Origin of the sequence: Pantoea sp. BRR-3P (assembly GCF_039621635.1) — a bacterium.
Classification (GTDB): Bacteria; Pseudomonadota; Gammaproteobacteria; order Enterobacterales; family Enterobacteriaceae; genus Pantoea; species Pantoea floridensis.
The window spans coordinates 1851175-1874248 of record NZ_CP155066.1; the positions used below are offsets into that span (position 1 = coordinate 1851175).

At 51.3% G+C, this 23074-nt stretch carries 18 protein-coding genes, 1 pseudogene and 1 other annotated feature; of the genes and pseudogenes, 11 read left to right on the forward strand and 8 right to left on the reverse strand.

The genetic code is table 11. The features are described 5' to 3' along the window. Positions 1 to 3 precede the first annotated feature (3 nt). From trpCF to AAGR08_RS08585, 3 genes and pseudogenes are all read right to left on the reverse strand, one after another. Positions 4 to 1365, reverse strand: a complete 1362-nt coding sequence (trpCF, locus tag AAGR08_RS08575; protein WP_176519222.1) for a bifunctional indole-3-glycerol-phosphate synthase TrpC/phosphoribosylanthranilate isomerase TrpF — start codon at positions 1363 to 1365, stop codon at positions 4 to 6. Between the two features lie 7 nt (positions 1366 to 1372). Continuing rightward, positions 1373 to 2966 (reverse strand): annotated as a pseudogene (gene trpD / locus AAGR08_RS08580) (bifunctional anthranilate synthase glutamate amidotransferase component TrpG/anthranilate phosphoribosyltransferase TrpD). Next, positions 2966 to 4528 carry an anthranilate synthase component 1 gene (locus AAGR08_RS08585; RefSeq protein ID WP_097097199.1) on the reverse strand — a complete coding sequence of 521 codons (1563 nt, stop codon included), beginning with the start codon at positions 4526 to 4528 and terminating at the stop codon, positions 2966 to 2968. Before AAGR08_RS08585 ends, trpD begins: the two are co-directional and overlap by 1 nt. Before the next feature lie 23 nt (positions 4529 to 4551). After that, positions 4552 to 4656 (reverse strand) — a sequence feature (Trp leader region). A gap of 154 nt (positions 4657 to 4810) precedes the next feature. Between AAGR08_RS08585 and AAGR08_RS08590 the strand changes: the two genes are divergently transcribed. Both AAGR08_RS08590 and AAGR08_RS08595 read left to right on the forward strand, forming a co-directional pair. Then, complete coding sequence (locus AAGR08_RS08590; protein WP_345829597.1) at positions 4811 to 5695, forward strand: PHP domain-containing protein; 885 nt, start codon at positions 4811 to 4813, stop codon at positions 5693 to 5695. Between the two features lie 12 nt (positions 5696 to 5707). Continuing rightward, entirely contained in the window at positions 5708 to 6328 is a 621-nt protein-coding gene (locus AAGR08_RS08595; protein ID WP_097097201.1) for an L-threonylcarbamoyladenylate synthase, read from the forward strand. On the opposite strand, the gene AAGR08_RS08600 is transcribed toward AAGR08_RS08595, so the two are convergent. After that, complete coding sequence (locus AAGR08_RS08600) at positions 6329 to 6985, reverse strand: serine protease (RefSeq protein ID WP_345829598.1); 657 nt, start codon at positions 6983 to 6985, stop codon at positions 6329 to 6331. It abuts the gene before it with no gap. A gap of 820 nt (positions 6986 to 7805) precedes the next feature. Between AAGR08_RS08600 and rluB the strand changes: the two genes are divergently transcribed. After that, entirely contained in the window at positions 7806 to 8681 is an 876-nt protein-coding gene (gene rluB / locus AAGR08_RS08605) for a 23S rRNA pseudouridine(2605) synthase RluB (protein WP_097097203.1), read from the forward strand. A gap of 37 nt (positions 8682 to 8718) precedes the next feature. Here rluB and cobO read toward each other — a convergent pair whose 3' ends face one another. Beyond that, positions 8719 to 9306, reverse strand: a complete 588-nt coding sequence (gene cobO / locus AAGR08_RS08610; RefSeq protein ID WP_345829600.1) for a cob(I)yrinic acid a,c-diamide adenosyltransferase — start codon at positions 9304 to 9306, stop codon at positions 8719 to 8721. Beyond that, on the reverse strand, positions 9303 to 10067 hold the full coding sequence (locus AAGR08_RS08615; RefSeq protein ID WP_345829602.1) for a YciK family oxidoreductase: 765 nt from the start codon (positions 10065 to 10067) through the stop codon (positions 9303 to 9305). The genes cobO and AAGR08_RS08615 overlap by 4 nt, the downstream gene beginning before the upstream one ends. A gap of 174 nt (positions 10068 to 10241) precedes the next feature. Here AAGR08_RS08615 and sohB point away from each other — a divergent pair, with 174 nt between their 5' ends. Beyond that, positions 10242 to 11288, forward strand: a complete 1047-nt coding sequence (sohB, locus tag AAGR08_RS08620; RefSeq protein ID WP_345829604.1) for a protease SohB — start codon at positions 10242 to 10244, stop codon at positions 11286 to 11288. Between the two features lie 26 nt (positions 11289 to 11314). Here sohB and AAGR08_RS08625 read toward each other — a convergent pair whose 3' ends face one another. Further along, complete coding sequence (locus tag AAGR08_RS08625; protein ID WP_345829605.1) at positions 11315 to 11563, reverse strand: DUF2498 family protein; 249 nt, start codon at positions 11561 to 11563, stop codon at positions 11315 to 11317. Positions 11564 to 11934: 371 nt separating this feature from the next. On the opposite strand from AAGR08_RS08625, the gene topA reads away from it, so the two are divergent. The 4 genes from topA to acnA all read left to right on the forward strand — a co-directional run bounded on the left by topA (position 11935) and on the right by acnA (position 19663). Beyond that, entirely contained in the window at positions 11935 to 14532 is a 2598-nt protein-coding gene (topA, locus tag AAGR08_RS08630; RefSeq protein WP_345829606.1) for a type I DNA topoisomerase, read from the forward strand. A 192-nt stretch (positions 14533 to 14724) separates the two neighbouring features. Then, positions 14725 to 15699, forward strand: a complete 975-nt coding sequence (cysB, locus tag AAGR08_RS08635; RefSeq protein ID WP_007892425.1) for an HTH-type transcriptional regulator CysB — start codon at positions 14725 to 14727, stop codon at positions 15697 to 15699. A 494-nt stretch (positions 15700 to 16193) separates the two neighbouring features. After that, positions 16194 to 16352 carry a YmiA family putative membrane protein gene (locus tag AAGR08_RS08640; RefSeq protein ID WP_097097209.1) on the forward strand — a complete coding sequence of 53 codons (159 nt, stop codon included), beginning with the start codon at positions 16194 to 16196 and terminating at the stop codon, positions 16350 to 16352. Between the two features lie 629 nt (positions 16353 to 16981). Beyond that, complete coding sequence (gene acnA, locus AAGR08_RS08645) at positions 16982 to 19663, forward strand: aconitate hydratase AcnA (protein ID WP_345829609.1); 2682 nt, start codon at positions 16982 to 16984, stop codon at positions 19661 to 19663. Between the two features lie 34 nt (positions 19664 to 19697). Here the strand turns inward: acnA and ribA are convergent, their stop codons facing one another. Next, positions 19698 to 20291: a GTP cyclohydrolase II gene (ribA, locus tag AAGR08_RS08650; RefSeq protein ID WP_097097212.1), complete on the reverse strand. Its 594-nt coding sequence runs from the start codon at positions 20289 to 20291 to the stop codon at positions 19698 to 19700. Positions 20292 to 20520: 229 nt separating this feature from the next. Here ribA and pgpB point away from each other — a divergent pair, with 229 nt between their 5' ends. The 3 genes from pgpB to lapB all read left to right on the forward strand — a co-directional run bounded on the left by pgpB (position 20521) and on the right by lapB (position 22895). Beyond that, positions 20521 to 21285, forward strand: coding sequence for a phosphatidylglycerophosphatase B (gene pgpB / locus AAGR08_RS08655; RefSeq protein ID WP_345829611.1), 765 nt, complete (start codon positions 20521 to 20523; stop codon positions 21283 to 21285). 128 nt (positions 21286 to 21413) lie between these two features. Next, positions 21414 to 21719 (forward strand): LapA family protein, encoded by a 306-nt coding sequence (locus tag AAGR08_RS08660; protein ID WP_097097214.1) that lies wholly within the window; start codon positions 21414 to 21416, stop codon positions 21717 to 21719. 6 nt (positions 21720 to 21725) lie between these two features. Next, on the forward strand, positions 21726 to 22895 hold the full coding sequence (lapB, locus tag AAGR08_RS08665) for a lipopolysaccharide assembly protein LapB (RefSeq protein ID WP_097097215.1): 1170 nt from the start codon (positions 21726 to 21728) through the stop codon (positions 22893 to 22895). Positions 22896 to 23074 lie beyond the last annotated feature (179 nt).

Below are 23074 nucleotides of genomic sequence, written 5' to 3' on the forward strand. Positions count from 1 at the left end.
AAATTAATAGGCGCGCAGCGTGCGGAATACCGCTGCGACTTTACCGGCATCTTTAATGCCCGGGGCAGACTCTACGCCAGAGTTGAAGTCGAGGCCGGCACAGCCGAGTTGAGCGGCTTCGACGCAGTTATCAGCGCTTAAGCCACCGGCCAGCAGTACATTGCCGAGATCCTGACCTTGCAGCAGTGACCAATCGAAACGCTGACCGCTACCGCCCTGGCCGTTATCGAACACGTAGCGATCAACATGTTGCCAATCACGTGCCGGCAAATGCTCCTTGATGCTGAGCGCTTTCCAAATCTGCGTCTCAGCGGGGATGGCGGCACGCAGCTCTGCGACAAATGCTCGGTCTTCATCACCGTGCAGCTGTACGGCTGCAAGCTTCAAGGTTAACGCTGAGGTGACAATGTCACTTATTGCGTTATTGCGGAATACGCCTACGTATTTCAATGGAGCAGCAGACTGAACCACTTGCGCTTGTTCAATACTGATTTGACGCGGCGAACCTTCAGCGAAAATCAGTCCACCGTAGATGGCTCCGGCTTCTTGTGCCACTCGTGCATCTTCGGCGCGAGTCAGACCGCAAACTTTGTTATCACCGAGTAACACGCGACGCACGCCAGCGGTGAGATTAGCTTCTTCCATCAGCGCGGAACCAATCAGGAAGCCATTCGCGAAATGGCTTAACTCACGCACTTGCGCATAGTTATGAATTCCCGATTCGCTAATGACCGTTACACCATGCCCAAGGCGCGGCGCCAGCTGACGCGTGCGGTTGAGGTCGATGGATAAATCACGCAGGTCGCGGTTATTAATCCCAACCACTTTGGCTTCCAGTGCAATTGCGCGCTCCAGCTCTGCTTCATTGCTCACTTCCGTCAGCACGCCCATTTTCAGGCTGTGCGCTACGGCGGCGAGTTGGCGATATTGTTCATCATCCAACACCGAGAGCATCAGCAGAATGGCGTCGGCTTGGTAGTGGCGGGCCAGATAGATCTGATAAGGATCGATGATGAAGTCTTTACACAACACCGGTTGCGTAATGGCCGCGCTGACAATAGGCAGGAACGAAAAATCGCCCTGGAAGTATTTTTCATCGGTTAACACCGATACCGCAGAAGCGTAGTGACGATAAACGCCAGCAATAGCCGCAGGATCGAAATCCTCGCGGATCAGCCCCTTAGAAGGCGATGCTTTTTTGCATTCCAGGATGAATACCGTGCGCGAACCACGCAGCGCATCGTAAAAATGACGTGCGGCAGGCTGTAAATCGTTCTGGAACGTGGCGAGCGGCTGCTGTGCCTGGCGCGCCTCAACCCACACGGCTTTGTCTTGTACGATTTTCTCTAAAACAGTGCCCTTAATACTCATCTCATCCTCTCGCTGCCAGAGCGACAACGCGCTCATAAGCCTGTCCGCTGCGAATGGCAGCGATGGCGCGCTGTGCGTTGTCGCGCAAATCTTCATTTCCGAATACTTTCAGTAACATTGCGACGTTCACCGCAACGGCCTGCTCATGGGCCGACTGGCCTTTACCCTGGAGTAAACGGGTAAGAATGTCACGGTTTTCTTCCGGCGTCCCGCCAGCCAGCGCGTCTTTATCATGGAAGCCAAAACCGAAGTCCTCTGGCGTCAGCTGATAACCGGTAATCTCACCATCGCGCAACTCGGCCACTTGCGTTGGACTATGCAGCGCGACTTCATCCATGCCGCCACCGTGTACCACCGCTGCACGCTGATAACCCAATACTTTTAGCGTTTGCGCAATCGGCAACACCAGTTCTGGGCTATACACGCCAATCACCGCGAGTGGAGGACGCGCCGGATTAATCAGCGGGCCCAGCACATTGAAGATGGTACGTGTTTTCAGCTGTTGACGTACCGGCATCGCGTGACGGAAACCGCTGTGGTACTGCGGCGCAAACAGAAAGCAGACGTTCAGGTCATCCAGCGCCTTGCGGGCTTTTTCCGCCGGCATGTCGAGATTAATGCCAAATGCCGCCAGTAGATCGGATGAGCCTGATTTACTGGAGACGCTGCGGTTACCATGCTTGGCAACTTTCAAACCGCAGGTAGCCGCCACAAAGGCGCTAGCGGTGGAAATGTTGATACTGTTGCTGCCATCACCGCCGGTACCGACGATATCGGCAAAGGTGTAATCCGGACGCGGAAACGGTTTAGCATCTTCCAGCAGCGCTGAGGCCGCGCCGGCGATCTCCTCCGGACGTTCACCACGGACTTTCATGGCAACCAGCGCGGCGGCCAACTGCGTTGGTTCCAGCTGACCAGTAATAATGGCGCTAAATAGCTGATGACTTTCGCCCTGGCTCAGCGTTTCAGACTGATAAAGTTTTTCCAGAATAGTTTGCATCATAATCTCCCTATTACTTCGCCAGCGCCCAGGCCAACGTCTGTTCTAACAAGCGTGCGCCCTGAGTGGTGAGAATGGATTCGGGGTGGAACTGGAAGCCGCATACACGGTCAGCATCGTGGCGCACAGCCATCACCATGCCGTTGTAGCTGGCGTTTACAGTCAACTCCGCAGGCGTATTGCTGCCCACCAGCGAGTGATAACGCGCTACCGGCAGCGGGTTACTCAGGCCGGCAAACATGCCTTCTCCGTCATGGGTAATAGAAGAGGCTTTACCATGCAGTATCTCGCCAGCCTGGCCGACATGGCCGCCGTAAGCTTCGACAATCGCCTGATGGCCGAGACAGATACCGATAATTGGCAGACGGCCGCGCAGGGCTTGCAACAGATGCGGCATACAGCCGGCATCCTTTGGCGCGCCGGGACCCGGTGACAGCATCAGGATCGGATTCTCCATGTGCTGCAGGCGTTCAATCAGCACGTCAGCCGGTACGTTGTTGCGATAAATCACCACGTTGTGGCCGAAGGTGCGCAGCTGATCAACGAGGTTGTAAGTAAAGGAGTCGATATTATCGAGCAGCAGGATATCGGCCATCAGAAAATCTCCTTGCAGTGATGGGCAGTTGCGATGGCACGTAATACCGCACGCGCTTTATTGCGGCTCTCGTCCGCTTCTGCCTGCGGTTGAGAATCCAGTACCACGCCGGCACCGGCTTGCACGGTGGCAACGCCGTCTTCTACCCAGGCCGAACGGATGACAATACACGTATCGAGGTCACCGTTAGCGGTGAAATAACCCACGGCGCCGCCGTAGCTGCCGCGACGGGTGCCTTCTTTTTCAGCAATCAGCTGCATGGCGCGAACTTTCGGCGCACCGCTCAGCGTGCCCATATTCATGCAGGCGCGATAGGCATGCAGCACGTCGAGGTCTTCACGCAGCGTGCCAACCACGCGTGACACCAGATGCATCACAAACGAGTAGCGGTCTACTTTGGTTAAATCAGCAACGTAGCGGCTGCCCGGTACGCAGATGCGTGCCAGATCGTTGCGCGCTAAATCAACCAGCATCAGGTGCTCCGCCATCTCTTTATGGTCGGTGCGCATTTCCAGTTCGATACGGCTATCAAGATCGCGATCCAGCGAGCCATCAGCGTGACGACCGCGCGGGCGCGTACCGGCAATCGGGTAGATCTCAATCTGCCGTGATGTGGCGTCATACTTCAGCGAGCTTTCCGGAGAGGCACCAAACAGCGCGAAGTCCTGATCCTGCATAAAGAACATGTAAGGACTTGGATTACTGTTTTTCAGCGTGTCGTAAGCGGCGAGTGGTGAAGGGCACGGCAGCGAGAAGCGACGAGAAGGGACCACCTGGAAGATTTCGCCGATACGAATCGCTTCCTGCATCTCACGTACTACGCTGCAATACTCTTCATCGCTTTGGCTGGTGCTTAACGTCATCTGCTCAACGCGTTGCACGGGTAAGGCAGGTGCGGCTTGCGTCATCTGACCGCGTAGTTGCTCAATGCGGCCTTGCAGACGCTGAAACTCGCTGGTGGACGGGCTAAACAAGCTGGCCTGAAGGCGCGCACTGCGCTGTTGGTGGTCGATCACCAGCAGGGTTTCAGCCAGATAGAAGCAGTAATCCGGGCAGCGCTGTTCGTTGCGCAGTTGAGGTAAATCTTCAAAGCCTGCGACTAAGTCATAGGCGAAAAGACCCCCTAGCAACATCGCTTCGCGCTCCTCTTCCGGGCTGTTAACCAGCTGGGGGATCAGGCGCAGGGCATCGAACACCGAAAGCGCTTTCAGGCGGGAATCTTCATCCTGTAAACCCTGCGGCTGGGAAAAATGGAGTTCACGACCGTCGGGACGCACTTCAATACGCACGTCAGAGGGCAGCGCCTCATCCAGCAGTGGCAAGATAGCGCGACCATTTTCAGACAGTGCTTTAATCGTAACGATATTGCCAAGTGCACTGACGCGCAGCGCACTATCAACAATCAGCAGGCTTTTCAGGTTCTGTTTGCTGTCGATATCCGCGGATTCAAGTAGCAAAGTTGCTGGACGTGCGCCGCATAGCTGATGGAACACTGCGGCCGGATCTTCGCGGTAGGGCGCGGTACCGGTTATCAACTTCAATGTAGGTTTCGCAATAGCCATAATGGATTCTCTGAATTTCGCTCAAAAAAAAGCCCGCTCGGTGGCGGGCTTAGGTATCTGCACAGCGGTTACGCAAGTTGTGCACGACGACGTCGCCCGTTCAAGGGATCATCGTGCCACCAACCATTTAAATGCGTACCCAAAATAGCCATGATTAAATACCCGTTACGTGTGAACTTGTGTACTAGTTAACTGGTTCGGGCGAAAAAAGTCAATACCCTTTTTCAGCCAGGGGCAAAATCGTTATCATGCCTGCCGGTTTACGCTGTTGCTGGAGTTATCTTGTCGGACATTGCTCGCTTTCCCCTTTACGATTTACATAGCCATACGCTGGCTTCTGACGGACTGTTGTCGCCTACCGCACTGGTACAGCGCGCGGTTGAAATGAAAGTTGGCGTGTTAGCGATCACCGATCACGATACCGTTGCGGGCGTCGCGGAGGCGAGGGCTGCCGTGCAGCAGCAGGACCTTCCGATCCGCGTGCTGGCCGGTTTAGAAGCCTCAACGTTATGGGAAAATCATGAAATCCATATTGTGGGGCTGAATGTGGATTGCCAGCATCGCGCGCTGACAGAATTCCTTGCGCATCAGCATCAGTGTCGCCTCGACCGTGCACAGCAGATGGCTGAACGGCTTGAGCGTGCACGTATTCCCGATGCGTTAGCCGGCGCTCAGCGTCTGGCGCAAGGCGGTATGATCACGCGCGGTCATTTTGCGCGCTATCTGGTGGAGATTGGCAAAGCCGATAATATGGCGCAGGTATTCAAAAATTATCTGGCGCGAGGGAAAACCGGCTACGTGCCTCCGCAATGGTGTACAATTAAACAAGCCATTGATGCTATTCATCATTCTGGCGGCTATGCCGTTTTAGCGCATCCGGGGCGTTACGGCCTTTCCGCAAAATGGCTTAAGCGATTGATTGCGCATTTTGCCGACGTGGGCGGGGACGCGATGGAAGTCGCGCAGTGTCAGCAGGCACCAAACGAGCGTACGCAGTTGGCAACTTATGCGCGTGATAATCAGCTAGCAGGGTCGCAAGGATCAGATTTTCACCAACCTTGTCCGTGGATAGAACTGGGCCGCAAATTATGGCTTCCTGGTGGCGTCGAGCCCATTTGGGAGCGCTTCCCCGATTTGGCACCCAGCATTGCTGTTGCAGACAGGTGATATGAGGTTTCTATGAGTCAATATTTTCACATTCATCCCGACAATCCGCAGCCACGCCTGGTGAATCAGGCCGTCGACTATCTGAATAAAGGCAGCGTGATTGTCTATCCTACCGATTCGGGTTATGCGCTGGGCTGCAGGCTGGAAGAGAAGAATGCCATGGAGCGGATATGCCGTATCCGTCAACTGGATGGCAACCATAACTTTACGCTGATGTGTCGCGACTTGTCGGAACTGTCGACATATGCGCAGGTCGATAACTCGGCGTTCCGTATTCTGAAAAATAATACGCCGGGCAATTACACTTTCATTTTGAAGGCGACTAAAGAAGTGCCGCGCCGTTTGATGAATGATAAACGTAAAACTATAGGTTTACGCGTGCCATCAAATCCCGTCGCGCTGGCGTTGCTGGAACGTCTTAACGAGCCAATGATGTCGACCTCGCTGATGTTGCCCGGCAACGATTTTACCGAATCCGATCCTGAAGAGATTCAATACAGCATTGGCAAGCTGGTGGATCTGATCATCGACGGTGGCACGCTGGGACAGCAGCCCACTACGGTTATCGATCTCACCAGCGATGCGCCAGTGGTGGTGCGGGAAGGTGTCGGCGACATCCGTCCCTTCCAGTGATTACACATGGTCAGGCGTGATGCTCTGCGTCTGACCAATATTTGCCTCCAGCCATTTGCTGAAATCGCTATACGGAATATAAAGAGAGACATCTTTTAAGATGACTTTCTTACTGCGTACATTCGCAATTTCATGACTGTAACCCACAATGACGCCACCAATGGTTTGGTCAGCATTATATACCGCGCCGCCCGACATTCCTTGCACTACGCCAGCATTAGATGCCATCGCCATGCAGGGCTTTTTATTCCATTTGTTAGTGATAGCGGTGCGCGCTAAATTAACGCCGCTTGATTCAACCGGCATAGCGGAAATAAAGCTATAGCCATACATTTTAATGGGTTCGCCAACGGCGCTATTACGGAATTTAGCCAGAGTTTCCGGGCTGTTTTTATGGTAAATAATCGCGACATCGCAATAGGGATGATACGCCTTCACCCGCTGAACGGCGGTTTTCGCGACGTGAGCCGCCGTCAGGCTATATTCTGGCGTTAAAGGAATGGTTGTGCCGAGGATGCCCAAACCCAGCACAGTCGGGATGCCCGTCACGCTCATATCAACGTGCTGCATCGCGGTACGACTGTACTCAGTGTGGCCCACGGAACAACCGCTCAGTGCCAGCGCCGCAAGCGCTGGCCAAAGCAGAGAGGTTTTCATGGCAATAATCTTCATAAAAGCATGTCAGTAAAATCCCTGGTGAAGACTTTCGACATGCGAATTAAATTCATTCCGTAAATGAATAAACGCATCAAATCCCGCGTGCGCCCGTTTGTTTATATATCAGTGAAATTACACAGTGAACGTTAATGGGTTGTTAACTGAACGAATGTAAATTGTAATAATAAAAATGGTTATAATTACGACACACTGGATTTCAGGCTCAAATTTTACACAGTTTTCTCATCATAACAATTCATCAAATTTAATCTGAATCAAAAAATACAAAAATACAGACTTAATCCAACCTGTAGTGCCAATTAACTATTAATTTAAATTTATTGGATTTTAAAGGCTCACTTAAGGTTGTTGATTAGATTTTTATGCTGTTTTATCGTTTTTACTTAGATTTAATGTTGGTGCTAGCCTTTTCATGTGGCGCGCTCTGCTGCCTGAGGAGTGATGAAAAAGGTTAATCTATCACGTCGCTTAAGTGGGTTTGATTTTCTTAAGAGCAGGCGATGTTCTAACTGATAATATTTCAGTCACTTGGCATTGAGTGTGTGTTCAGCAACCGGGATGATCTATCAGTGGGATCAATGTTTAATTTCTTCGCCCCTATTTGGCGATGTTTATCTGGCCCTCTGTTATCGGCAGCAAAGGAAAAGGTGTTAACAAAACTTGCGTTAGTGTAAAATCTCGGGCCGTCTGAGATTGCGGAAGCGATGCGCAGCGGTAACAGATTCTGATATGGGAATTGGTAATCCCTGTATCGTACCTCTTCTTACCACGACGCCTGGGAAGGCGACAACGAGGCTCCATGAGCGAAAAATTACAGAAAGTATTAGCGCGCGCCGGTCACGGTTCGCGTCGCGAAATCGAAACCATGATTTCAGCCGGACGCGTCAGCGTTGACGGCAAACTGGCGACGCTTGGCGATCGTATCGAAAGTGATAAGTCCCTGAAAATCCGTATTGATGGTCATCTGGTTTCAATCGCTGAATCAGCAACCGAAGTGTGCCGCGTGCTGGCGTACTACAAGCCGGAAGGTGAACTCTGTACGCGTAACGATCCCGAAGGGCGTCCAACGGTCTTTGATCGTTTGCCGCGTCTGCGTGGTTCACGCTGGATTGCCGTTGGCCGTCTGGATGTGAATACCTGCGGCTTGATGCTGTTCACTACTGATGGTGAACTGGCTAACCGCCTGATGCACCCAAGCCGTGAAGTTGAGCGCGAATATGCCGTACGCGTGTTTGGCGAAGTGGATGACGATAAAATTCGTCAGCTGAGCAAAGGCGTGCAGCTTGAGGACGGTCCGGCATCATTCAAAACCATTAAGTTTGCCGGTGGTGAAGGTATCAACCAGTGGTACAACGTAACGCTGACCGAAGGACGTAACCGTGAAGTGCGTCGTCTCTGGGAAGCCGTTGGTGTGCAGGTGAGTCGTCTGATGCGCGTACGTTATGGTGATATTCAACTGCCCAAAGGGTTGCCTCGCGGCGGCTGGATGGAGTTAGAGTTACCGGCGGTAAACTATCTGCGTACCTTAGTTAGCATGCCGGAAGAGACGGTGACCAAAGTGGCGGTGGAAAAAGATCGTCGTCGCACTAAAGCCAACCAAATCCGTCGCGCGGTAAAACGTCACGGCGTGGTCAGCAATACTCCGCGTCGTAATAATACAAAACGCGGTTCCTGATACGAAAAGTGACGCCGCATGGTGTGGCGTCACTGATTTACCAGTCTATGCCTTGCTGTGCCTGAATGCCGGCATCAAATGCATGTTTAACCGGACGCATTTCCGTCACGGTATCCGCCATATCCAATAGCGTGCGATGGCAGCCGCGGCCCGTAATAATTACGCTTTGCTGCGATGGTCGTTGTTGTAGCGCCTGAATTAACTCATCCAGCTCCAGATAATCCATGCTTACCATGTAGGTGATTTCATCGAGGATCACCAGATCCAGGCTCTCATCCGCTAACAGTCGGCGTGCCTGCTGCCACACCACACGACAGGCGGCAGTATCGGTATCGCGGTTTTGTGTCTCCCAGGTAAATCCGGTGGACATGACCTGAAACTCAACGCCGTGCTGTTCCAGCAAATTGCGCTCGCCGTTTGGCCATGCGCCTTTGATGAACTGCACGGCGGCGACCTTTTTGCCGTGACCGCAGGCACGCAGCGCAGTGCCAAATGCAGCGGTGGTTTTACCTTTGCCGTTACCGGTGAATACCATCAAGATGCCGCGCGTTTCGGTGGCGGCGGAAATACGTGCATCTACCTGTTCTTTCAGGCGCTGCTGTCGCTGCTGGTGGCGATCGCTCATGCGGTAGCGGGCCCCGCTTTACGTCCAGGCTGCGCATCAAAGCTGATGCCCGTTTTACGGCGGCTGTCATCGCCCATTAAATAGAGATAGAGCGGCATCAAGTCGGCGGGTGTTTTGAGCAAATTCGCATCCTCTTCCGGGAATGCGCTGGCGCGCATTTTGGTGCGCGTACCGCCAGGATTGATGCAGTTTACGCGCAGATGACGATTTTTATACTCATCAGCCAGCACCTGCATCATACCTTCAGTAGCAAACTTTGATACCGCATAAGCGCCCCAGCCAGCACGTCCGGTCCTGCCGACACTGGATGTGGTAAATACCAGCGAGCCAGCATCTGATTTCAATAGCAGCGGCAGCAAGGCCTGGGTTAAATAGAAGGTGGCATCAAGGTTAATCTGCATGACATTGCGCCAGATGGCGGGATCAAGTTCTTCCAGCGGCACGATTTCGCCGAGGATGCCGGCATTATGCAGCACGCCATCAAGACGAGGCACCAGGGCAGCGATCTGCAGCGCTAATTGCTGGCAACTTTCCGGCGTGGCGTCGGCGAGATCCAGTAAAAATGACGCGGCAGGCTGCTTATTCAGTTGGTTGATAGTGTGTTCCGTGCGCTGCAGCGTCTCCGCATTGCGCCCTAACAGAATGACGCGTGCGCCATAGCGCGCATAGGTAAGGGCGGCTTCACGGCCAATACCGTCTGAAGCACCGGTGACAAGAATGATACGATTTTCCAACAGGTCGCTTTTCGGTTGATAATGCACAGCGATGTCCTTTATAGGGGATCAGCAGGTTTTTGGCTTTATGCCTTAAATCGCCGTCAGGTGCAATCGATCTGCCTCGCATTCTGTGCCGCCTGGCGGCATTTCAGGCGACGGCAAGGTGTAAAGCGGGTAAACTTGAGCCCGTTGTAATTTACTGTTTAATAAGGCGGCAGAATGGATTTTTTCTCCAGTTACGGATTATTTCTGGCTAAAGCCGTCACCGTGGTGGTGGCGATTGCAGCTATTGTTTTGATTGTGCTCAATGCCGCGCTGCGTAAACGTCATAGCGGCGGTCAACTGCGCCTGACGCATCTCGACGACGATTATCGCGAGATGAAGGAAGATCTTCAGCTCGCTAAAATGAAGCCACAGGCACAAAAAGTATGGCTGAAGCAGCATAAGAAAGAAGAGAAGCACAAAGCCAAAACCGAAAAGCGCAATGCCAAAGCAGGCATCAGCGAAGCGGCAAAACCTACGCTTTATGTACTTGAGTTTAAAGGCAGCATGGATGCCAGCGAAGTGACCTCGTTGCGTGAAGAAATTTCTGCCGTGCTGGCAGTGGCAACGGCGGGCGATGAAGTTCTGCTACGGTTGGAAAGCCCCGGCGGCGTGGTGCACGGCTACGGTTTGGCTGCTTCCCAGCTTCAACGCCTGCGCGATGCGGGACTGCAGCTTACCGCTGTGGTAGATAAAGTGGCCGCGAGCGGGGGGTATATGATGGCTTGCGTTGCAGATCGTATCGTTGCGGCGCCTTTCTCTATTATTGGCTCCATTGGCGTGGTTGCGCAGATACCTAACTTCAATCGTCTGCTGAAACGCAACGATATTGATGTCGAATTGCACACCGCCGGCCAGTATAAGCGCACTCTGACGCTATTTGGTGAGAACACTGATGAAGGGCGTGAGAAGTTCCAGGAAGATCTCAACGAAACCCATCAGCTGTTCAAAGATTTTGTACAGCAGATGCGCCCATCACTTGATCTGAACAAAGTGGCGACGGGAGAACATTGGTATGGCCGTCAGGCGCTGGATTTAGGGCTGATTGACGAAATTGGCACCAGCGATGCGCTGATCATTAATCATATGGAGCGCTTCACCGTGCTGGGCGTGCATTATGCCCGTAAGCGTAAAATGATGGATCGCTTTACCAACAGCGCCAGTTTGGCCGTTGAACGGTTGATTCTGAAAATGTGGCAGCGCGGCGACAAGCCACTGTTGTAATCGAGCCCGGCAAATGCCGGGCTTTTTTATGCCAGACGATAGTGAGCGGAGAGCTCAACGGCGAGGTGTTTAAACACATTAAACACCTTGGTGGTTTTGGCGGTGGGCAAGCCTTCATCATCAAGAAAATAGGGGCCGCGAAACACCAGTACGTCACCTTGTTGAATCACATCATTCGCTTCTAATCCGATAAAATAATCGTCGTGCTCTTTGGTTAACTGATTCGCTATTTCCAGTAACGCCTGGCGTGAAATAGATTCCATTGGTTCTGACATTTTCCACTCCTTTTTTTGACAGCCAATTTTCTCCTTCTATATTACTTGCGAGTCATCGCGTTCAGCAAATCAGCATTGCGTTATAAAACTGGCGCAAAATTAAGCAGAATGCTAATTAAGTTGCGTAACGGATTTTATCAGGTAGAGTGTGGGCGATTCAGCTTTCAGGGAGATCACACCCGGATGTGTGATACTGTCAGATGGAAAACTCGCTCCTAATCATAAAGTTGCAGAAGTCGACGCAATCTGGCCTGAGATTATCCCTGCTGCCTTGAAATGAGAAATGTTGGCAGCAATATTGAACCCATTGGGTTTTGGGACCTCCAATTCTCTCCCGTTTATCAGGACGTTTCATTTAGGTAAAGGTACATATGGGTAAAGCACTCGTAATCGTTGAGTCCCCGGCAAAGGCCAAAACAATCAATAAATACCTCGGTAATGACTACGTGGTGAAATCCAGCGTCGGTCATATCCGTGATTTGCCGACCAGCGGTTCAACTGCCCGTAAAAGTGCCGACGGGGAAAAGGCGAAAACTGGCAAAAAGGTTAAGAAGGATGAGAAAGCCGCATTAGTCAACCGTATGGGTGTTGATCCCTGGCATGGCTGGGAAGCGGATTATCAAATTCTGCCTGGCAAAGAGAAAGTGGTTGCTGAGCTGAAAAACCTTGCTGCTGATGCCGACCACATCTATCTCGCAACCGACCTTGACCGCGAAGGGGAAGCCATTGCCTGGCACCTGCGGGAAGTGATTGGTGGCGATGACAAGCGTTTCAGCCGCGTGGTGTTTAACGAAATCACCAAGAATGCAATTCGTCAGGCGTTTGAGAAGCCGGGCGAGCTTAATATCGAACGTGTTAATGCCCAGCAGGCTCGCCGTTTCATGGACCGCGTCGTTGGTTACATGGTGTCGCCGCTACTGTGGAAAAAAATAGCCCGCGGTTTGTCAGCCGGCCGCGTACAGTCTGTTGCTGTTCGTCTGGTGGTGGAACGCGAGCACGAGATCAAAGCCTTCGTGCCGGAAGAGTATTGGGAAATCAATGCTGATTTTGCCACGCCAAAAGGTGCCGATCTGGCGATGCAGGTTACGCATCAAAATGATAAGGCGTTCCGCCCGGTCAATCGTGAGCAAACTCACGCTGCGGTCGCTATTCTGCAGAAAGCGCGTTATGAAGTGCTGGATCGTGAAGATAAACCGACCAGCAGCAAACCCTCTGCACCTTTCATTACCTCTACGTTGCAACAGGCAGCCAGCACGCGTCTTGGCTTCGGTGTGAAGAAGACCATGATGATGGCACAGCGTCTGTATGAAGCCGGCCACATTACTTATATGCGTACCGACTCCACCAACCTGAGCCAGGATGCGGTGGCGATGGCGCGTGGCTACGTTGAAAGCAGCTTTGGTAAGAAATATCTGCCAGAAGCGCCGAACACCTATGCCAGCAAAGAGAACTCGCAGGAAGCGCATGAAGCGATTCGTCCTTCAGATGTGAATGTCGTGGCAGAACAGCTGAAAGATATGGAAGCTGACGCACAAAAACTGTATCAGCTGATATGGCGTCAGTTTGTTGCCTGCCAGATGGTACCGGCGCAGTACGATTCCACCACGCTGACCGTGGGCGCGGCTGAATTCAAATTGAAAGCCAAAGGGCGCACGCTGCGTTTTGATGGCTGGACGCGCGTGATGCCTGCGCTGCGCAAGAATGATGAAGATCTGACGCTGCCACCGGTTGATGTCGGCGACACGCTGGATTTGAAAGAGCTGATGCCAAGCCAGCACTTTACCAAGCCGCCGGCGCGCTTCAGCGAGGCTTCGCTAGTGCGCGAGCTTGAAAAGCGCGGAATTGGCCGTCCATCGACTTATGCATCAATTATTTCGACCATCCAGGATCGCGGTTACGTTCGCGTAGAGAACCGCCGCTTCTATGCTGAAAAAATGGGTGAGATCGTCACCGATCGTCTGGAAGCGAACTTCCGCGAGTTGATGAACTATGACTTCACCGCACGCATGGAAAACAGCCTCGACCAGGTTGCCAATAACGAAGCCGAGTGGAAAGCCGTGCTCGACTCTTTCTTCAGTGATTTCAGCCAGCAGTTAGACCATGCTGAAAAAGATCCGGAAGAGGGCGGCATGCAGCCGAACCAGATGGTATTAACGTCGATTGATTGCCCGACGTGCAGCCGTCCTATGGGGATCCGCACTGCCAGCACCGGTGTTTTCCTGGGTTGTTCTGGCTATGCTTTGCCGCCTAAAGAACGCTGTAAGCAGACCATTAACCTGATTCCGGAAAATGAAGTTCTCAACGTGCTGGAAGGCGATGATGCCGAAACCAACGCGCTGCGCGCACGTCGCCGCTGCCAGAAGTGTGGTACGGCGATGGATAGCTACCTGATCGATAATCAGCGTAAACTGCACGTCTGCGGTAACAACCCAGAGTGTGATGGCTACGAAATCGAGCAGGGCGAGTTCCGTATCAAGGGCTATGACGGTCCTGTTGTTGAGTGTGAGAAATGTGGTTCTGAAATGCACCTGAAAATGGGGCGTTTTGGCAAGTACATGGCTTGTACCAATGATGATTGTAAAAATACCCGCAAAATTTTGCGCAACGGTGATGTCGCCCCGCCAAAAGAAGATCCGGTGCCGCTGCCAGAGTTGCCGTGTGAAAAGTCAGATGCTTATTTTGTATTGCGTGATGGCGCAGCTGGCGTGTTCCTTGCTGCCAATACCTTCCCTAAATCGCGTGAAACACGTGCGCCTTTAGTGGAAGAGCTGCAACGCTTTGCCGATCGTCTCCCTGAAAAGCTGAAATATCTGTCGGAAGCGCCCGCCGCCGATCCGGAAGGTAATAAGACGATGGTACGTTTTAGTCGCAAAACAAAGCAGCAATACGTTTCATCAGAAAAAGACGGCAAAGCTACAGGCTGGTCAATGTTCTATATTGACGGCAAGTGGCAGGAAGCTAAGAAGTAATCCTCCAAGGCCAGCGTCAGCTGGCCTTTCTCTTATCCTTATAGCTAATCGTTCTACATTCTTCCCTTAACTGATATAGTAGTTATAGAACTCTTTTCGTTTCGCTGACTCGCTTTCCCTCCCTCTGCTGTCATCAAGGCGGAAACACGCCTGCAGGGAATGCACCTCTGTCGCTACCAGGAAGATATAACTATGAAATTGCAGCAGTTGCGTTACATCGTCGAAGTGGTCAATCACAATCTCAATGTCTCATCGACCGCCGAAGGCTTATACACTTCGCAACCCGGCATCAGCAAGCAGGTACGCATGCTGGAAGATGAGCTCGGCGTGCAGATTTTTGCTCGCAGTGGTAAACATCTGACTCAGGTCACGCCAGCGGGTGAAGAGATTATTCGTATTGCGCGTGAAGTCTTATCGAAGGTGGATGCGATTAAATCTGTCGCCGGTGAACATACCTGGCCAGATAAGGGATCGCTCTATGTCGCGACGACGCACACACAAGCACGCTATGCGCTTCCTGGCGTGATTAAGGGTTTCATTGAACGCTATCCACGCGTCTCGCTGCATATGCACCAAGGCTCGCCGACACAAATTGCTGAAGCGGTTTCCAAGGGGAATGCGGATTTTGCTATTGCCACTGAAGCACTGCATCTGTATGACGATTTGATTATGCTGCCTTGCTATCACTGGAATCGCGCCATCGTTGTGACGCCCGATCATCCGCTTGCGGGCAAATCAAATGTGACGATTGAAGAGTTGGCAGATTTTCCTTTAGTCACTTACACCTTCGGTTTTACCGGGCGTTCAGAGCTGGACACTGCATTCAACCGAGCAGGATTGACGCCACGCATCGTATTTACCGCTACCGATGCGGATGTGATTAAGACCTACGTGCGTTTAGGCTTAGGTGTGGGGGTTATCGCCAGCATGGCAGTAGACCCCATTGCCGATCCGGATTTGGTGCGTATAGAAGCTTCAGAGATCTTTACCAATAGCACGACTAAAATTGGCTTCAGACGCAGCACTTTTCTGCGTAGCTATATGTATGATTTTATTCAACGTTTCGCACCTCATCTTACGCGTGATGTGGTGGATGCTGCGGTAGCACTGCGTTCTAATGAAGATATTGAAGCGATGTTCCGCGATATCAAATTACCTTTCAAATAATTACCTAACTCATTATTTTGCCAAGGTGTCCAGTGGGCACCTTCGGAATCCCATAGCGCTTAGCGCCACGAGTAGATCAAAAAAATTCCATTATTTTTATGTAAATGAAACATGGGTCACATGTTTTTCTATTGTTAGTTATTAAATGCGAATCAGTACACAATTTTTACCTTGCTACTTTGCAGCACGCCAGGAATATTCCCATACTCCAGTTAAGAGTTGATGGAGAAGGGCTTTTTTACTGGGTTAGCGAATTAAACTCAAATTTAAAGTGGATCTAATTTGGTGCTAACTCAAATTTACAATGTAACTATTTAATTAATAGTTATCGTGGCAATTAAATTTATCTCATCAATTTTTTGTGTTTTGATAAATAGCGTTAATCGTTGTGCTCAATAAAAATAACTGGATTTTCGGTCTTAACAAGTTTAGGATTCGTCCTAAATCTTAATCGTTGTCATCAATCGTTTTATTGAGAGTGATTATCAAAAACTATGAACACGAGAATAACTGTACAGCCGGATTTCCGGACTAAAAGCACCAAAGTTGAGCGTTCTGGTAACACTCGTCGCAAGGCTTGGTTGACTGTCTTCGCTGCTTCAGCACTGTTCTGGGTAGTGGTGGCATTAATGATTTGGCGTATGTGGGGTTAAGCCATGTGGGCAAATACTCTTAGTCGTAAACACCCGGTTGCTGCGCGTCAGTCGCAAACGCCAGCATGTAAAGCGAAAGACGTTGTTTCGAAAGAACCGCAAGTCACCATTCCTGCATCGTGGGAATTGAGTGAGAATCAACGTAATTTTATCGAATCATTCATGGATCCGAAGTCCAAATAACGCAGTGTGCATTCCGCTCTTTATAGCGCTATTTAGTCCCTCATTTTGCCGGATTATCCGGTGGGCAAGTTAAAAGCCCGTCCTTTAACACTCAGCATTAAAAAAACGGTGTCATCAGTACAACGCTGACGACGGTGGACTTTTTTTGCCCGGAATCCGGGAGGGAGTGAATCATGAACCTCAATACAACAACCTTATCCTGGTTTGGCGTATATACCTTTTCGTTTGCTTTTTGGGCAGCAGCCTTTTGGGCAATGATGTAATCCCTAACGCAAATTAAAAATGAATTACTTGAAATGCCCTGACAAATGTCGGGGCATTTTTTATTACGTTAAAATGTGTCAATTCGTGTTGTTATCAAAACGTTAACGAAAATGTGGTCTATCTTTAAGCTAAACCTTGCAGTCACTGAGGTTTAAAAAGAGATCTACTTACATGGAGGCGCTATGTCGTTAACGTTACGCGAGCACAGTCAGGACACGCTGAATGTTCGGGCAAAAAAATATCACTATTACAGCCTGCCGAAAGCAGCTCAGCAATTGGGCAACATCGATCGCTTGCCCAAGTCAATGAAAGTCCTGCTTGAAAACCTGTTGCGCTGGCAAGATGGAGAGTCGGTTACGGCCGAAGATATTGAGGCACTGGTAGCATGGCAAAAAGAAGCGCATGCCGATCGTGAGATTGCTTATCGGCCAGCCCGTGTTCTAATGCAAGACTTCACCGGCGTTCCCGCCGTGGTGGATTTAGCCGCTATGCGTGAGGCGGTAAAACGTCTTGGCGGTGATGTCGCCAAAGTGAATCCGCTCTCGCCCGTTGATTTGGTGATTGACCACTCCGTTACCGTTGACCATTTCGGCGATAACAAAGCCTTCGACGAAAACGTACGTTTAGAAATGGAACGCAACCATGAACGCTATGTTTTCCTGCGTTGGGGCCAGAAAGCCTTTAACCGCTTTCGCGTTGTACCACCGGGCACCGGCATTTGTCATCAGGTGAACCTGGAGTATCTCGGCAAATCTGTGTGGCATGAAACGCAAAATGGGCAAGAGGTTGCTTACCCCGATACGCTGGTTGGGACCGATTCGCACACAACGATGATCAATGCGCTGGGCGTATTGGGTTGGGGGGTGGGCGGCATCGAGGCCGAAGCGGCGATGCTGGGCCAACCGGTCTCTATGCTCATTCCTGATGTGGTCGGTTTTAAACTCACCGGCAAATTGCGTCCCGGTATTACCGCGACCGATCTGGTGCTAACCGTCACTCAAATGCTACGTAAGCATGGCGTAGTCGGTAAATTCGTTGAGTTTTACGGCGATGGCTTAGCAGATCTGCCGCTTGCTGACCGCGCCACTATAGCCAACATGGCGCCCGAATATGGCGCGACCTGTGGCTTCTTCCCCGTTGATGAAGTGACGCTTAGTTACATGACGCTCACCGGTCGTGACCAGGAGCAGGTAGAGTTGGTCGAAGCCTATGCTAAACAGCAGGGAATGTGGCGTAACGCTGGGGACGAGCCTGTGTTTACCAGTTCCTTAGCGCTGGATATGGGCGAAGTCGAATCCAGCCTGGCTGGACCAAAACGTCCACAGGATCGTGTATCGCTTGGTGATGTTCCTGATGCTTTTGCTGCCAGTAATGAACTTGAAATCAATCAGGCGCAAAAGCCGCATAAAACCGTGAGCTATCGCGACAGTGAAACCGGTAAAAGTTATCAGTTAGATGATGGCGCCGTGGTGATTTCTGCTATTACGTCCTGTACCAATACTTCTAACCCAAGCGTGTTGATGGCTGCGGGGTTGCTAGCGAAGAATGCAGTTGAGCGCGGACTGATGCGTAAACCCTGGGTTAAAGCTTCGCTGGCGCCTGGTTCGAAGGTGGTTTCTGATTATCTGGACGTCGCGCAATTAACGCCTTACCTGAACGATCTGGGCTTCAATCTGGTCGGCTATGGCTGTACCACCTGTATCGGTAACTCAGGCCCATTGCCTGATGCTATAGAAAGCGCCATCAAAGAGGGTGATCTTACGGTTGCTGCCGTGCTCTCTGGTAACCGTAATTTTGAAGGTCGTATTCATCCCTTGATCAAAACCAACTGGCTGGCATCTCCGCCGCTGGTGGTGGCGTATGCATTAGCGGGCAATATGAAGCTCAACCTGCAATCCGATCCGCTTGGAAAAGATCGGCAGGGCAATGATGTATTCCTGAAAGATATCTGGCCGTCGCCTGAAGAAATTGCAGCGGCGGTGCAAAAAGTGACCAGCGATATGTTCCACAAGGAGTACGCTGAGGTCTTTAACGGCACGCCTGAATGGCAACAGATCAAGGTCAGCGAAGCGGCAACCTATGATTGGGACGGCGATTCCACCTATATTCGTTTATCACCCTTCTTTGATGATATGGAGAAAACACCGCAGCCAGTACAAGATATCAAGGGCGCACGCATTCTGGCGATGCTCGGTGACTCCGTAACAACTGACCACATTTCGCCTGCGGGCAGCATCAAAGCGGAAAGTCCTGCCGGACGCTATTTACTCTCGCACGGCGTTGAACGCACCGATTTCAACTCATACGGCTCGCGTCGTGGTAACCACGAAGTGATGATGCGCGGTACATTCGCCAACATCCGCATACGCAATGAGATGGTGCCGGGGGTGGAGGGAGGTTACACCAAACACTTCCCCAGTAACGAGCAGCTAGCGATTTATGACGCGGCGATGAAGTATCAGCAGGAAGGCGTACCGTTAGCGGTGATCGCCGGCAAGGAGTATGGCTCAGGTTCCAGCCGTGACTGGGCTGCAAAGGGTCCACGCTTGCAAGGCGTGCGCGTGGTTATTTCCGAATCGTTCGAACGTATTCACCGTTCCAATTTGATTGGCATGGGCATTTTACCGCTAGAGTTTCCCGCAGGTGTCACTCGCAAAACGTTAGGATTAACCGGTGAAGAGTACATTGATGTGGCGAATCTGGCGCAACTTAAGCCAGGTGGAACCGTGACGGTAACGCTGACACGCGTGGATGGGAGTAAAGAGACGCTGGAAACGCGCTGCCGAATCGATACCGGCAATGAGCTAACCTACTACCAGAACGATGGCATTTTGCACTATGTGATACGCAACATGCTCAATTAAAAAAAAGCCGGGATTTCCCGGCTTTTTTATCTGCTCAAGACTTCGGTAGCAGATGACCCATCTTTTCGGCTTTGGTATCAAGATAGTGGGCATTTTTTGGATTACGCCCCACAACCAGCGGTACACGCTCTACGATGTTAATACCGGCTTCACTCAGGATCTCAACCTTGCGTGGGTTATTCGTTAGCAAGCGCACTTCATTGACGCCCAACAGTTTGAACATATCTGCACACAAGGTGAAATCGCGCTCATCCGCGGCGAAACCGAGTTGATGATTCGCTTCAACCGTATCGTAGCCCTTATCCTGTAAGGCATAAGCACGAATTTTATTCAACAAACCAATGTTGCGGCCTTCCTGGCGATGGTACATCAAGATACCGCGCCCCTCTTCAGCGATAGCCGTTAACGCGGCCTCCAGCTGAAAGCCGCAGTCGCAGCGTAAGCTGAACAGGGCATCGCCAGTCAGGCATTCGGAATGGACGCGTGCCAGTACCGGATTGTGATCGCTAATATCTCCATAAACCAGCGCGACATGGTCGTGCCCGGTTGCCAGTTCTTCAAAACCAACCATAAGGAAATCTCCCCATGGCGTGGGCAGTTTGGCTTCTGCTACCCGTTTAAGCTGCATGTGACTCTCCAGAACCTTCAGAGGATGCGCTATCATCATGATAACGCACGGGCCCAGGTGGCCCGATGAAACTTACGCTATTGTGCCACAACCCGAACTCTCGCCGTTAATCGGTCAGAGTGATTGTAGTGATAAAGCACAATTATCCAAGCCGCAATGGGTATGTTATTCTTTTTTCAGCTAAAGTTATGCATGCCGCGCGTGTTGCAGCAGATCTTAAAGGAAGCGAATGTTAAACATCATCAAGCGGACCACCTTCGGGGCGTTTTTATTATTGCTGATGCCCGTGGGCGTGTGGATATCGGGTTGGCAGTGGCAGCCAGGAGAAAGCAGTAAGATACTGCGCCTGTTGTTTTGGATGACGGAAACCGTAACCAGCCCATGGGGGATTATCACCAGCATTATTCTCAGTGCCTGGATGCTATGGTGCTTACGTTTTCGTCTCAAACCCGCGATTTTGCTTATTCTCATAATGAATGGGGCAATTCTTGCCGGCCAGTACACCAAAACCTCCATTAAAGAGCATGTCCAGGAACCTCGACCCTATGTGATTTGGCTGGAAAAAAGCCATGGCATTAGCGGCGATGAGTTCTATCAGCTGCATCGTACCGAGCGCAGTGAGATGGTTTCCACCTTATTGGCCAATGATACGCAGCTGCCTCAATGGTTAAAAAATCATTGGGCCTTTGAAACCGGCTATGCATTTCCTTCCGGGCATACTATGTTTGCAGCCAGCTGGGCGTTATTGGCGATCGGCCTGTTATGGCCACGCAGGCATATTAAGACGGTCGCAGTGTTGTTTATTTGGGCAACAATGGTGATGGGAAGCCGCCTATTACTGGGTATGCACTGGCCGCGTGATGTAGTTATGGCAACAATCATTTCCTGGGTATTGGTGACGCTAGCAACCCTGTTGGCCCAGCGTTTTTGCGGCCCTCTAACGGTTCCCCCCGCAGAGCAGAAGGAGATTGCGCAGCGCGATGATGGATTGTAATTACGCTATTTGTCCCCATATGATTGATTGCGCTTGCAGAAAAATGCGCTAACTGATGCGGGGATAAGCAGCATCAATGGCGCTTTTTTGGCATACTTCTCTTGGATAACCTCTCGACAGGATGCATTGTGAAATATTTGCTAATTTTTCTCGTGGTTTTGGTCATTTTTATTATCTCCGTTACGCTCGGAGCGCATAACGACCAGGTCATCACTTTTAATTATCTGCTTGCGCAGGGCGAATTTCGTATTTCTACTTTACTCGCCAGTCTGTTTGGCGCCGGGTTCCTGCTTGGCTGGGCGATTTGTGGTCTGTTCTGGCTACGCATACGCGTATCACTGGCCAACGCGCAGCGAAAACTAAAGCGTATTCAGGCGCAAAATGAGCAAGCTACTGCTGTGACAACGTCACCTACTGTTAGCCGTCGGGATTAATTTTCGATGCTTGAACTGCTGTTTTTGCTTCTTCCTGTTGCGGCGGCGTATGGCTGGTATATGGGCCGCCGCAGTGCGCATCAGGATAAGCAACAAGAAGCGAATCGCCTGTCACGTGAATATGTGGCGGGGGTTAACTTCTTACTCTCCAATCAACAGGACAAAGCGGTTGATCTCTTTCTCGATATGTTGAAAGAGGACAGCGGCACAGTTGAGGCGCATTTGACGCTGGGCAATCTGTTCCGTTCGCGAGGCGAAGTTGATCGCGCTATTCGTATTCACCAGGCATTGATGGAAAGCGCTTCGCTCAGCTACGAACAGCGTTTGCTGGCGATCCAGCAACTTGGACGTGATTATATGGCAGCGGGGCTTTACGACCGCGCCGAAGACATGTTTGGTCAGCTGGTGGAAGAAACGGATTTTCGCATTGGTGCGCTCCAGCAACTGTTACTGATTCATCAGGCGACCAGCGACTGGCAAAAGGCCATCGAAGTGGCCGAAAAACTGGTTAAACTCGGTAAAGACAAACAAAAAGGTGAAATCGCCCATTTCTATTGCGAGCTGGCATTACAGGCGCTAAGCAGTGATGACCTTGATCGTGCAATGACGCTATTGAAAAAGGGTGAATCAGCCGATCATCAGAGTGCGCGTGTTTCGATCATGATGGGCCGTATTCTGATGGAGCAGGGCGAGTACGCCAAAGCTGCCAGCCGATTGCAGCGCGTGCTGGAGCAGGATAAAGAACTGGTAAGCGAAACCTTGCCTATGCTGGAAACCTGCTATCAGCGACTGAATCAAGCCGAAAACTGGGCCCAATTTTTACAACGCTGCGTTGATGAGAACACGGGCGCAGCGGCAGAACTCTATCTCTCCGACATCCTTGAGCAGCAGCAAGGCCCAGAAGCCGCGCAGTTATACATCAATCGTCAGCTGCAGCGGCATCCGACAATGCGCGTATTCCATCGCCTGATGGATTTCCACTTACATGAAGCTGAAGATGGACGGGCGAAAGAGAGTTTGATGGTCCTGCGTGACATGGTAGGTGAACAGATCCGCACCAAACCGCGCTATCGCTGCCAGAAGTGTGGATTTACGGCGCATGCACTGTACTGGCATTGTCCATCCTGTCGTGCGTGGTCTTCCGTTAAACCCATTCGTGGACTCGACGGCCAATAGTGGCCGTGATGTTCTTTTTATAGCACGATATAGTTACAACATACAGTAGGGTTTACGCTTTTGCGACTCCTCAACATCGTGCATAGGCTCGTCGGTCAGGTTCGTTAGATTTGGTAGCGTGATTGTGGTCACCGTTCTGCGCAGGTAGAATGCTTGCCGTTTGTCCATCGCGCCTGCGG